The 11,383-nt window shown below is 63.2% G+C and carries 15 protein-coding genes; 6 read left to right on the forward strand and 9 right to left on the reverse strand.

The window, feature by feature from the left end; translation table 11 throughout:
* Nucleotides 1–26: 26 nt before the first annotated feature.
* The 5 genes from ftsH to ACMKFF_RS07775 all read right to left on the reverse strand — a co-directional run bounded on the left by ftsH (nucleotide 27) and on the right by ACMKFF_RS07775 (nucleotide 4,167).
* Entirely contained in the window at nucleotides 27–1,859 is a 1,833-nt protein-coding gene (gene ftsH / locus ACMKFF_RS07755) for an ATP-dependent zinc metalloprotease FtsH (RefSeq protein WP_417323752.1), read from the reverse strand.
* Entirely contained in the window at nucleotides 1,856–2,260 is a 405-nt protein-coding gene (locus ACMKFF_RS07760; protein WP_417323751.1) for a hypothetical protein, read from the reverse strand. The genes ftsH and ACMKFF_RS07760 overlap by 4 nt, the downstream gene beginning before the upstream one ends.
* A gap of 139 nt (nucleotides 2,261–2,399) precedes the next feature.
* Nucleotides 2,400–2,975 carry a TetR family transcriptional regulator gene (locus tag ACMKFF_RS07765; protein WP_349135677.1) on the reverse strand — a complete coding sequence of 192 codons (576 nt, stop codon included), beginning with the start codon at nucleotides 2,973–2,975 and terminating at the stop codon, nucleotides 2,400–2,402.
* Complete coding sequence (locus tag ACMKFF_RS07770) at nucleotides 2,965–3,717, reverse strand: putative ABC transporter permease (RefSeq protein WP_349135678.1); 753 nt, start codon at nucleotides 3,715–3,717, stop codon at nucleotides 2,965–2,967. Before ACMKFF_RS07770 ends, ACMKFF_RS07765 begins: the two co-directional genes overlap by 11 nt.
* A gap of 156 nt (nucleotides 3,718–3,873) precedes the next feature.
* On the reverse strand, nucleotides 3,874–4,167 hold the full coding sequence (locus tag ACMKFF_RS07775; RefSeq protein WP_419496574.1) for a hypothetical protein: 294 nt from the start codon (nucleotides 4,165–4,167) through the stop codon (nucleotides 3,874–3,876).
* A gap of 112 nt (nucleotides 4,168–4,279) precedes the next feature.
* Here ACMKFF_RS07775 and ACMKFF_RS07780 point away from each other — a divergent pair, with 112 nt between their 5' ends.
* Nucleotides 4,280–4,459, forward strand: a complete 180-nt coding sequence (locus tag ACMKFF_RS07780; RefSeq protein ID WP_349135679.1) for a hypothetical protein — start codon at nucleotides 4,280–4,282, stop codon at nucleotides 4,457–4,459.
* 57 nt (nucleotides 4,460–4,516) lie between these two features.
* Here the strand turns inward: ACMKFF_RS07780 and ACMKFF_RS07785 are convergent, their stop codons facing one another.
* Entirely contained in the window at nucleotides 4,517–4,888 is a 372-nt protein-coding gene (locus ACMKFF_RS07785; protein WP_418468133.1) for a winged helix-turn-helix domain-containing protein, read from the reverse strand.
* Nucleotides 4,889–4,999: 111 nt separating this feature from the next.
* On the opposite strand from ACMKFF_RS07785, the gene yqeC reads away from it, so the two are divergent.
* From yqeC to aguB, 5 genes are read left to right on the forward strand one after another with little or no spacing between them, the layout of a single operon-like run.
* Nucleotides 5,000–5,635, forward strand: coding sequence for a selenium cofactor biosynthesis protein YqeC (gene yqeC / locus ACMKFF_RS07790; RefSeq protein ID WP_419496575.1), 636 nt, complete (start codon nucleotides 5,000–5,002; stop codon nucleotides 5,633–5,635).
* Nucleotides 5,623–6,417 (forward strand): selenium-dependent molybdenum cofactor biosynthesis protein YqeB, encoded by a 795-nt coding sequence (gene yqeB, locus ACMKFF_RS07795; RefSeq protein ID WP_419496576.1) that lies wholly within the window; start codon nucleotides 5,623–5,625, stop codon nucleotides 6,415–6,417. The genes yqeC and yqeB overlap by 13 nt, the downstream gene beginning before the upstream one ends.
* A gap of 11 nt (nucleotides 6,418–6,428) precedes the next feature.
* A complete protein-coding gene (locus tag ACMKFF_RS07800; protein WP_349135683.1) occupies nucleotides 6,429–7,208 on the forward strand; it encodes an IclR family transcriptional regulator in 780 nt (259 codons plus the stop codon).
* A 12-nt stretch (nucleotides 7,209–7,220) separates the two neighbouring features.
* Nucleotides 7,221–8,345 carry an agmatine deiminase gene (aguA, locus tag ACMKFF_RS07805; protein ID WP_419496577.1) on the forward strand — a complete coding sequence of 375 codons (1,125 nt, stop codon included), beginning with the start codon at nucleotides 7,221–7,223 and terminating at the stop codon, nucleotides 8,343–8,345.
* Nucleotides 8,342–9,241 (forward strand): N-carbamoylputrescine amidase, encoded by a 900-nt coding sequence (gene aguB, locus ACMKFF_RS07810; RefSeq protein ID WP_419496578.1) that lies wholly within the window; start codon nucleotides 8,342–8,344, stop codon nucleotides 9,239–9,241. The genes aguA and aguB overlap by 4 nt, the downstream gene beginning before the upstream one ends.
* 57 nt (nucleotides 9,242–9,298) lie before the next feature.
* On the opposite strand, the gene ACMKFF_RS07815 is transcribed toward aguB, so the two are convergent.
* From ACMKFF_RS07815 to ACMKFF_RS07825, 3 genes are read right to left on the reverse strand one after another with little or no spacing between them, the layout of a single operon-like run.
* Entirely contained in the window at nucleotides 9,299–10,354 is a 1,056-nt protein-coding gene (locus ACMKFF_RS07815) for an FRG domain-containing protein (RefSeq protein WP_419496579.1), read from the reverse strand.
* A gap of 43 nt (nucleotides 10,355–10,397) precedes the next feature.
* Nucleotides 10,398–11,018: a histidine phosphatase family protein gene (locus ACMKFF_RS07820; protein WP_419496580.1), complete on the reverse strand. Its 621-nt coding sequence runs from the start codon at nucleotides 11,016–11,018 to the stop codon at nucleotides 10,398–10,400.
* Nucleotides 11,015–11,383: a bifunctional adenosylcobinamide kinase/adenosylcobinamide-phosphate guanylyltransferase gene (locus ACMKFF_RS07825; protein WP_367927403.1), complete on the reverse strand. Its 369-nt coding sequence runs from the start codon at nucleotides 11,381–11,383 to the stop codon at nucleotides 11,015–11,017. The genes ACMKFF_RS07820 and ACMKFF_RS07825 overlap by 4 nt, the downstream gene beginning before the upstream one ends.

The following is an 11,383-nucleotide window of genomic DNA, read 5'->3' on the forward strand; positions in this document are numbered from 1 at the left end:
GCGCCAGCCAGCCAAAGCCGGAATGGTCACGCATGATGCTCTTCCTCCTTCTGCGCCGCGTGAAGAATCCGCATGAATTCTTCACCGGTGATCGTTTCCTTTTCATACAGCACCTGTGCCAGCTGATCCAGCAGCGCGCGGTGCTCCGTCAGCAGGCTGTGCGCCCGCTCATGCTCCGTGCGGACCAGCTCAACGACCTTGCGGTCGATCTCGCGCTGCGTCTGCTCCGAGCAGCTCATGGACGTATCGCCGCCCAGATACTGATTCCGCGTGGTCTGCATGGCGACCATGTCGAATTCATCCGTCATGCCGTACTGCGCGATCATGGCGCGCGCGATGCGCGTGGCCTGCTCGATGTCGTTCGAAGCGCCGGTCGTGATCTCGCCGAACGCGACCTCCTCGGCCGCGCGGCCGCCGGTCAGCGTAGCCAGCTTGGCCAGAAGCTCGCCGCGGGTCATCAGGTTCTTTTCGCCCTGCTCGACCTGCATGGTGTAGCCCAGCGCACCGGACGTGCGCGGGATGATCGTGATCTTCTGCACGGGCGCGGAATCCGTCTGCAGGGCAGCCACGAGCGCGTGGCCGATCTCATGATAGGACACGACGCGCTTTTCATGATCCGACAGCACGGCGTTTTTCTTCTGATAACCCGCGATGACGGTCTCGATGCTCTCCTCAAGGTCCGCCTCGGTGACGGTCTTGCGGCCGTCGCGCACGGCGCGCAGCGCGCCCTCGTTGATGATGTTGGCAAGCTCTGCGCCGGAAGCGCCCGCCGCCATACGCGCGATGGTGTGGAAGTCCACATCGTCGCCCACACGAATTTTGCGTGCATGCACGCGCAGGATGGCCTCTCTGCCCTTCAGGTCCGGCAGCTCGACCGGAACGCGGCGGTCAAAGCGGCCCGGACGCGTCAGCGCCGGATCGAGCGACTCGGGGCGGTTCGTCGCGGCAAGGATCATCACGCCGTTGTTGCCCTCGAAGCCGTCCATCTCGGTCAGCAGCTGGTTCAGGGTCTGCTCACGCTCGTCATTGCCGCCGAACTGACCGTCGCGCTTTTTGCCGATGGCGTCGATCTCATCGATGAACACGATGCACGGGGCCTTTTCCTTGGCCTGACTGAACAGATCGCGCACCTTTGATGCGCCCATGCCCACGAACATCTCAACGAATTCCGAGCCGGAAATGGAGAAGAACGGCACATTCGCCTCACCCGCGACAGCCTTGGCCAGCATGGTCTTGCCGGTTCCCGGAGGGCCGACGAGCAGGATGCCCTTTGGCATGGAGGCGCCGACATCGGTGTACTTCTTCGGATCGTGCAGATAATCGACGATCTCCGCAAGGCTCTCCTTGGCCTCGTCCTCACCGGCCACATCGCTGAAGTGGATACCGGCCGTGGACTGCACATAGACCTTGGCGTTGCTCTTACCGAAGGCCATAGCGTTCTTGCCGCCCGCCTGCTCCACGAGCTTTCTGCCCACATAGCGGCCGAGCGCCAGGAACAGCAGCAGCGGCACGATGGACGTCAGGAAAAAGCTCAGCAGCGGCGACATCGTCTTCTGTACATCGCGGCTGAACGTCGCGCCGGAGGCATACAGCCGCTCCGTCAGGCCCGGATCGTCCATGATGCCCGTGCAGTAGACGGTCTTACCGCCCTTTTCCGTATAGTAAATTTCGTCGTCGTCGATCTCGACCTTTTCGATCTGCTGGGCCTCAATCTTGCTCATGAACGTACCGTAGTCGACCTCCTCGATGCTGCGGCGGTTCAGCAGCGGCGTCACGAGCAGATTGAACAGCGCAATGATCAGAAGCACGATGCCGTAGTAATACAGCAGGGGCTTTTTCGGTGATTTGACTTCCTTCATTCTGCAGCACTTCCTTTCCTCTGTTCATCCCGGATGGCCTCGAGCGCCACAAGCAGCGCATGGCGCGCCGCCTGCATGGCAAAGTCCATCGCATATTCCGCAAAGAGGAGCTGCATCTCCTCCCCGCTCTCATCGCCGCGGCGGACCTCGGTCTGCACGCGGCGGACAATTTCGCGGATCTCCTCAAACGCATCGGCGATCTCGCCGACCTGATGCGCGCGGCTGTGGCGCAGGCGCTCTGCCAGCGCATGGGCGCATTGTGCCGTCTCCTCGCGCGTTTGCGCAATGGCGGCATCCAGCTCGGCGCTTTCCATCTGCGCGGCTGACCGCAGCTTTGCATGCACGCCCGCAAGCTGGGCGTCTACCTCTACCAGCTTTCCCGCCAGCACGTCCTGTTCCATGTTCCAGCACTCCTTTCCGTTTGCTTCCGTATTTTACCCCGTCGGCCCGGAAAACGCAATTTACACTTTCGCAGGCCTGTATAGACAAAAAAGCCGAAGTGTAAAGGTTTTTTACACTTCGACTCAGCTGTCAAATCCTTCAATCCTTCAATTTTTCCGGCAGGCGCGTCGCACCGCCCGGCGCAAAGGCGTTCATGCTGGCTGCCATCATCCGGTAGATATCGCGCACGGTCTCGTCGATGTGCGCCGAGTCCTCCTCCGTCCAGCTGCGCATCAAGCCCACCACAGCGTTGAGATGGTAGCGCAGCATCAGGCTCATCTGCTCGCGCGTGCAGCCCGGCGGGAAATGCCACCGCCGCAGGATGCGCTCGATGAGCGAGTTGAACGACTGCGTCACGAGCCGCTCCAGCTCTTCCCGATACCCGGCGTGCATGGCCTTTTCCACAAACAGACGGGAGCTGAGCGACAGCGTGATCAGGTATTTCAGGCTCTCCTCCGGCGTGCTCTGCATGGAGGCCTCCTGCATGCTGCGCTTCAGGTTTCGCTTCATCATCCACAGCAGCAGATCCGGGATATCCTCAAAATGATAGTAGAACGTCTGTCTTGTGATATGGCATTCGTTCACAATATCCGTCACGGTCAGCTTTTTGCCGTCCCGGCGCAGGAGAAGCCGCCTTGCCGCGGCTGCAATGAGCTCTTTGCGATCATCCGGCATGCTTTTTCCCTCCCGTGCGGCGGCGCTGCTCCAACGTTTCACGCAGCTCGCGCAGATGTTCGTTCAAGGGGCGCTCCGAGCGCAGTGGGAAGAAGAAGCTTGCCTTCTGCGCGGAGCGGTCGTGCACGCTGCGGACGTGTGCCTTGAGGTTTTCATACTTGACGATAACCTCATTCTCATCCGCGAGCTTCTTGATACGGTGGATGAGCTTCGTGGAGTAGACGACGTCGATGAGGAACACGCCGTAAAACAGGCCGATGACAAAGGAGAACGCCAGGTTGCGCGAGAGCCAGTCAATGGCGTGCAGGATGCGCGGATGGATCAGGAAGTAATATGCGGCGCCGAGAATGGCCCAGGCCAGCGAGAATTTCGGGCAGATGAGACCCTGAATGTTGCCCCACTGCTTGCTGTAGTCCCACAGGCGGACATGGAAGCCTTTGAGGGCGATGAGACCGGCGAAATATTCCGTCACGGTCATGCACACCGCCATGATCAGGAACAGGACCACGCGATTCCAGAACGGGTCGCGGATGATGCTGAACTGCTCCAGCGAGGCGATCAGGTAGAGAAAGCACAGACCGCATCCATACAGCGGCAAATATGGTCCGACGCAGAAGCCGGGATTGATCCACTTGCGTTCCGGGTTCGCCGAAGAGAAAAAGCGGCGGAACAGCAGCTCCAGCACCCAGCCCAGCGTTGCACCGATGAAAAACAGGAAGGCAAGCGTCAGAAAAATATTCATGGTTCCTCCATGCGCCACGCGCTCGGTTTCGTCGACATCATTATATTCTGTTTTCGCCCGAAACGCAAGGGGTGATGATTCAGTTTGTCAAAAAGTCCCTCCGGGGCTTTTTTGCCAAGCTGCTTCCAGAATTGCAAAATATAATTTTGCTGTATCTTATTTTGCAATTCTGCCGCTGCGGCGGGTTATGGAACGGGAAAGGACACCCTGACGGTTTCCTTTCACACTTTTCTTCCCTCCGAAACTTTTGGTCTGGCAGATTTTTTGGCAGTCTGGATTCCCGTGTAATGTTAATGCATTTTGCAGCCGCTCCGCCGCGCTCCAGATCAGGCGGCTCAGGCCGCAGCACACGAGCGCAGGCAGCAGCAGAAGCCCGGAAAGCACCGCGCCCGTCCAGAAAACAGCGGCAGCGGCCGCTGTCCACAGCCTGCCCGTTCCCGTTTTGCGCATGATTCCACCTCCGCAGAAGGATATATGCGCGCCGGGTGCAGAAAAGAACCGTGCCGCATTGACAAATCTCCGATTCCGGGATATACTAAAGGTCAGAAAGGAGGCGTTCACAATGGATAACGAAAACGTCAAGAAGGAATGGAAGAAAGCCGGTTCCGATCTGGGTCACGCCTTCGCAGGTCTGGGCAAGATGCTCATCCGCACGGCCAAGGTCGGCATGGAAAAGGCCGATGAGTGGGCCAATAGCGACGATTCTCCCAAGGAGGAACAAAAGCCCGAGGGGCAGGAATAATTCCGCACAAAAATATGCCGGGCGATCCCGCATGGCGAGATCGCCCGGTTTTTCTGTTTATTCTGATTCCGCCTGCGGCTCCTCCGTGAATTCCGCAAACGCGCGGCCGAATTCCTCGGCGGCAAAGGCCCGCATCCGGGCGCAGTAGTCCCCATAGGCCGCAAGCAGCCGCTCGGCCTTCGGAGAAAGCTCCGCGCCGCCGCCATGCCGCCCGCCCGTCACCGAGACAAGCAGTGGGAAGCCCAGCTCACGCTCCGCCTGCTTTACGATGGTCCACGCCTTGGAATAGGCCATGCCCATGGTCATGGCCGCGCCCCGCAGGGAATGCGCCTCGCGCACATGGCGCAGGAGCTCCGCAACACCGGGGCCGAAGCATTTTGTTTCCCGAAAGATCCGGATGCTGATAACCGGCCTTAATTTCTTGTCCATAGCTTCAGTATACCACACCGCACGGGCCGCGTCAAGCGCGGCGGAGTTGACGAATCGGGCAGAATGTGCTATAGTCAGTGGCAAAGAGATCACAAGGAGTCGTGTCCTGTTATGCTATTTTCCGAAGCGCTGGAAATTCGCCCCGGCCTGACAGCCGTCATGGGCAGCGGCGGCAAGACCTCCCTCGTCTGCCATCTGGCGGACGAGCTTTCCGCCGCGCGCGTCATCATCGCGACCTCGACGCATATGCGGCAGGTCCCTGCCCTGCAGACGCGCGTCGGCACCGTTGCGCCCGGCACGCCCGCCATCGTGGGAACGCCGTGCGGCGACGGCAAATTCGGCCCGCCGGAGCAGAGCTGGGCCGAGCTCTGCGCGCTCGCCGACTATGTGCTCGTGGAGGCCGACGGCTCCCGCGGGCTGCCGCTCAAGGCTCACCTGTCCCACGAGCCGGTCCTGCCGCAGGAGGCCGGGCAGGTCATCGCCGTGCTCGGGCTGACGGGGCTTGGCCGCCCTATTGCAGAGGCTGCGCACCGGCCGGAGCGCTATGCCGGGCTGGCTGGCTGTGCACCGGAGGATATCGCCACACCGGAGCGCGCCACGCGCGTGCTCGAGACCGAGGCACTTCACACGCGGGTGCTGCTCAATCAGGCCGATGCCGCCGACGGCACGGCCCTGCTGGCCCGTCTGCACTGCCCGGCCGTCCTTGCCAGCCTACGAAAAGGAGAGATCGTATCATGCTCGTTCTGATTCGCGGCGCCGGAGACCTCGCCTCCGGCATTGCGCTGCGTTTGCACCACGCCCATCTATCCGTCGTCATGACGGACCTTCCGCAGCCGACCGCCATCCGGCGGACCGTCTGCTTCTCGCAGGCCATCGTCTACGGCAGCATGACGGTCGAGGACGTCACGGCCCGCTTCTGCGCCGCACCGGAGAACGCCGCCGCCATTCTGGCCGCGGGAGAGCTCCCCGTTCTGGCCGATCCGGAGGCGAAGTGCCGCACGGCCCTGCGCCCGGATGTCGTCGTCGACGCCATTCTGGCCAAGAAGAATCTCGGCACGCACATCACGGACGCGCCCTGCGTCATCGGCGTCGGGCCCGGCTTCACGGCAGGTGAGGACTGCCATGCCGCCGTGGAGACCATGCGCGGCCACACGCTCGGCCGGGCGCTGTATCACGGCTCTCCCCTGCCGAACACGAACATTCCCGGCCTCATCGGCGGCTTTGCCGGAGAGCGCGTGCTGCGCGCCCCGGCGGACGGCATTTTTGTGCAGAAGCTTGAGATCGGCGCGTCCGTCCACACCGGTGACGTGGCGGGTACGGTGAACGGCGTGCCCATGCTCTGCCAGATCAACGGCATGCTGCGCGGCATCCTGCCGGACGGCACCCCCGTCACGCGCGGCATGAAATCCGGCGATGTCGACCCGCGCGGAAAGCGCGAATACTGCGACCTTGTCTCGGACAAGGCGCTTGCCATCGGCGGCGGCGTTCTGGAAGCGATCCTTTCGCTCACCGGAGCGCTCCGCGCCTGAGGGAGGCCGTTATGGAAAGCCGCGGAAGACGCGTTCACTCCATTGAAAAGGCCATTCGCCTGCTGGACTGCTTCTGGGAAGCGGACAGTCCCCTCTCGCTGCACGAGCTGGAGCAGCGGACCGGCTGGGCCAAGAGCACGATCCACGGACTGCTTGCCACCATGCTGGACTCCGCCGTCGTGGAGCAGAATCCGACCGACGGGAAATATCGCCTCGGCTATCATCTCTTCGAGCTGGGCAGCGCCGTCCGGCAGGGCTGGAGCGTTCCGGAGCTCTGCCGCCCCCATCTGCGCGCCATGGCCGCGCGCCTCGGCGAGTCGGTCCATCTGGCCCGCCTGTCCGGTGATGAGCTCATCCTCGTCGCCTGCGAAGCCCCGCAGCGCGGCTTCCACATGACCTCGGAGACGGGCACGCGCCTGCCGGTGCACGCCAGCTCGCAGGGCAAGGCCATTCTGTCCGCCATGCCAGTCTACGAGGCAGAGGCCCTGCTGCGCAGGCGGCCGCTGCAGGTCTGCACGCCGCACACCGTGACGGCCCCGGAGCAGCTTCTGGCGCAGCTCCCCGCCATTCGCCGCGGCGGCTATGCCGAGGAGCACGAGGAATACCGGCTGGGCCTGAAATCCGTGGCCGCGCCCATCTACGAGGGTGACGGGCCATGCCGCTATGCCATCGGCGTCATCTGCATTGCCGGAACACCGGCTGCAGAATTCGCCTCCATGCGAGCCGCCGTGATGGAAACGGCGCAGAATCTCTCCGCCCTGCTGGGCCATCGCGCCCCGGGCGGTATATAAGAGGGGGATCCTATGCAGTATGAACCAACAACGCCGCAGCGGGACGGCTTTTCCATGCCCGCAGAGTTCTCTCCGCATCAGGGCTGCATTCTGATCTGGCCGGAGCGCCCCGGCTCGTGGAAAAACGGCGCAGCCGCCGCACGCAAAGCGTTCCGCAGCGTTATCGCCGCCATTGCCGAGAGTGAGACGGTCTATGTCGCCGTGAATCCGCACTCGCGCCCCTCGGCCGAACGGATGCTCGCCGGAATGGCCAACGTCCGCCTGCTGGACCTTGACAGCGACGATGCCTGGGCGCGCGACGTTGCCCCGACATTTGTCCGCCGGGCCGCCGACGGCGCGGTGCGCGGCGTCAACTGGCGCTTCAACGCCTGGGGCGGCGAGGTCGACGGCCTGTACGCCCACTGGGAGAAGGACGATGCCTTCGCGGGCGGCCTGCTGGATATGCTCGGCTTTCGCGGCTATGATGCCGCGCCGTTCGTGATGGAGGGCGGTGCCGTCCACAGCGACGGCGAGGGCACGCTGCTCGTCACAGAGGCCTGCCTTCTGAGTGCCGGGCGCAATCCGCAGCTCACGAAGGACGAGATCGCCGCAGCACTCTGCCGTATGCTCGGCGCGAAAAAGGTTCTGTGGCTGCCGCGCGGCATCGACGGCGACGAGACGAACGAGCACGTCGACAACGTCTGCGCCTTTGTGCGGCCGGGTGAGGTCGTGCTCGCGTGGACGGACGATCCCGCAGACCCGCAGTATGCCTGCTCGCAGGCCTGCCTGCGTTATCTGGAGGGCGAGACGGACGCGCAGGGCCGCCGCATCCGCGTGCATAAGCTGCCCATCCCCCGCGTGCCGGTCCTTGTCACGCAGGAGGACCTCGAGGGCTATACGTTTGAAGACGGCGAGGACGTCCGCGAGGCCGGCGAACGGCTGGCCGCATCCTATGTGAACTACTACTGCGCAAACGGAGCCATTGTGCTGCCCGCATTCGGCGGCGAGAACGCCGCGTCGGACGCGCAGGCCGCGGCCATTCTGGCCGGACTGTTCCCGGAGCGCCGCATCATCTCCGTCTATGCCCGCGAGATCTTAACGGGCGGCGGCAATATCCACTGCATCACGCAGCAGATCCCGGAAGGAGCGAAATTATGAGAAATATCACCGTGGCAGCCATCCAGATGCGCTGCGTCCCCGATCCCGCCGAAAATCTGCGCACGGCCGATCGCCTCGTGCGGCAGGCCGCCGGGCAGGGTGCGCAGGTCGTCCTGCTGCCGGAGCTGTTTGAGCGGGAGTATTTCTGCCAGCAGCGCCGCTACGATTTTTACGCCTATGCCACGCCGACGGACGAAAATCCCGCCGTGCAGATGGGCATCCGTCTGGCGCGGGAGCTGCACATTGTGCTGCCCATCAGCTTCTTTGAGCGCGACTGCAACAATTTCTACAACACCGTTGCCTGCATCGACGCGGACGGCACGCTGCTCGGGACATACCGCAAGACGCACATTCCCGACGACCATTATTATCAGGAAAAGTTCTATTTCACGCCCGGCGACACCGGCTTCCGCGTGTTCCGGACGAAATTCGGCTGCATCGGCGTCGGCATCTGCTGGGATCAGTGGTTCCCGGAGACGGCGCGGTCCATGGCCCTGCTCGGGGCAGAGCTGCTGCTCTATCCCACGGCCATCGGCTCGGAGCCGATCCTGGAATGCGACTCCATGCCGCACTGGCAGCGCTGCATGCAGGGCCACGCCGCGGCGAATCTCATGCCCGTCATTGCGGCCAACCGCATCGGCACGGAGGCCGTGCTCCCCTGCCCCGAAAACGGCGGCCAGCGCTCGGAGCTGTGCTTCTACGGCTCGTCGTTCCTGACGGATGAGACCGGCGCGCTGCTGCAGTGCGCCCCGCGCGATGCGGAGGCCGTGCTGCTGCAGACCTATGACCTCGACGCGCTGCTCGAGAGCCGCAGCTCATGGGGCCTGTTCCGTGACCGCCGCCCGGAATATTACGGCGCCATCACCCACCGCGCGCAGGATAGTCTGACGCGATAAAGTAATTTAAAAGGCCATACCGGCAGCTGTGGATGAACAGCAGCCGGTATGGTTTTATTATTTCCGGCGCAGATACTGCGCCACGGTGTCCGGCTCCGGGAAGAGGGAGGCCTGATGGATGTTGACCCGTTCGAGCTGCTGCACAATGGCCGCCTTGCAGCCTGCCGGGATCCGCAGCTCCTTGAGCACATGCTTCCTCAGCTTCCGGTCACTGTCCGCCTCGTCCGTGTCGAGGCCCGACAGCAGGAACGCACCGTCCTGCCGGAGGATGCGTGGGTTGTCCTGATTACTCTGAACAAAGACAGGACGCAGCAAATCAAATGGGCGAATATCGCGCGTGAAGGCATTGTTCTCCTTCTGGATATCATAATACAGCCGCTCGAGGACAGCGTCGTCATATTTCTGGTTGCTCTTCTGCGGGAATTTGCCCGGCCGGAGCATGTAGCGGTACGACAGAGCCTCGAGATGGCGCTGATCCGCATGGCTCAGCTCCGGCAGATGGGACAGCATCTGCACACGGTCACTGGAGGCATAGGCCACATCTGCGGCCTCCACACAGAACACGATGACCTTGCCGTCGCAGTCAGGCTCCGCTGCGCAGGCAAAATACAGGGCAACGAGCGGATTTGCCGTGATATCGAGCAGGCGCGTCGGCGCTCCGTAGTGCTGCATGTACGTCAGCTTTTCCAGATAGCGGCGGCCCGCGAACGGAGCCGGGCAGCGCACCTGCAGCTCATGGAAATAGAAGTCCTCCGGCTTTTCCCCGGTGCGATAGACACCGGGTGCGAGCAGGTAGCGCTCATTTGCCGCGCCGCGGTAGAAAAAGCGCAGCCGCTCACGGGAAAGCGCCTGCTCTGCGCTCCCTGCCTCCGGGAAGCAGGCGTCATAGAACGCCGCGGAATAGGCCCGGCTTCTGGCCGCCGCCAGCCCGGCAGCGTCGCCGTCCTCGAACAGGCGGATCTGCTCCCCGGCATCCGGCTCCCGCAGCGCCTCGGTCAGGCCCTCCCGGTCCGGCGTCGCATCGGCGGCGAGACGCTTCCGGAAGCCCTCCAGCTCCGCATTCTCCGGGAAAAACACCTGCAGAAATTCCTGCAAATTCTGACAAACCTTCATAAAGCGCTCCCTCTTTCTCTCTGAATTGCGCGGGGAATGGGCCTCAGTCGCCCAAAGGGATCTTCGTATCGGGGTCCGGGCCGAGCGTGCCGTGCTCGGGAATGGTGCAGTAGGAAACAGGCTTTCCGCCCTCAAATGTGATCTGGTAGCCGTGGCCGGGGTCCGGCGTCCAGACAAAGCGGTGCGGCATACCGGGGAACCAACGGTACATCAGCCCGCCGATCACACCGCCGTGCGCGACGATGACCGTGTCCTTCCCCTGCGCCAGAATGGGGGCAAGCGCCTGCAGCGCGCGGTCCGTCAGGCCGTTCCAGCTCTCGCCGCCGGGGCAGACGTTGTTTTCATAATCGCCGCTGCACCACGCGCGGAAGGCCGGGTCGTCCTTCAGGTCCGCGTAGGTCTTTCCTTCGAATTCGCCGAAGCGCATCTCCTGCATGCCGGGGAGCGTGCCGTGCGGCCGGTCGCCGTACAGGGCGGCAAACGTCTGCTCCGTGCGGGTCATGCCGCTGGTAAAATACTGCTCCGCCTCCGGATAGCCGCCGCCGTCGCGCAGCGCGTGCAGGGCCTCGATGCCATCAGGCAGCAGCGGCAGGTCCATCGCGCCATAATAAAGCCTGCGGATGTTGCCCTCCGTCAGGCCATGCCGAATCAGGGTCAATTTCACTTTAACCGTTCCTCCAGTCCGCAAAATATCCGGCTGACGTGCTCCGCTCGGGCCGCAAGGCCCTGCAGCACCGCGCCGTGCACCTCGCGCCAGCGGCGCTCCGCCGCATCGAGCGGCACGACACCGGAGCCGATCTCGCGTGAGATGACAAATGCATCCCGCGTCAGCGGCAGCAGGCGGTCCAGCACCTGCTGCGCCGTCTCGCCGCGGTCGGAAGCCGCGCGCGTCAGCGCTTCGAGATGGCGGCAGCAGCGCACGGGCGCTTCGGGCCAGCCATCCTTCAGGTCGAACACCGGTCCGACCATACCATGCGACGCCGCCCAGGTGAGCTTTCCCTGCCACGCGCCGCCCAAGATCAGGATCAT

The sequence above is a fragment of the Faecousia sp. genome (genome assembly GCF_048519415.1).
In the GTDB taxonomy this organism is placed as follows: domain Bacteria; phylum Bacillota; class Clostridia; order Oscillospirales; family Oscillospiraceae; genus JAZOXB01.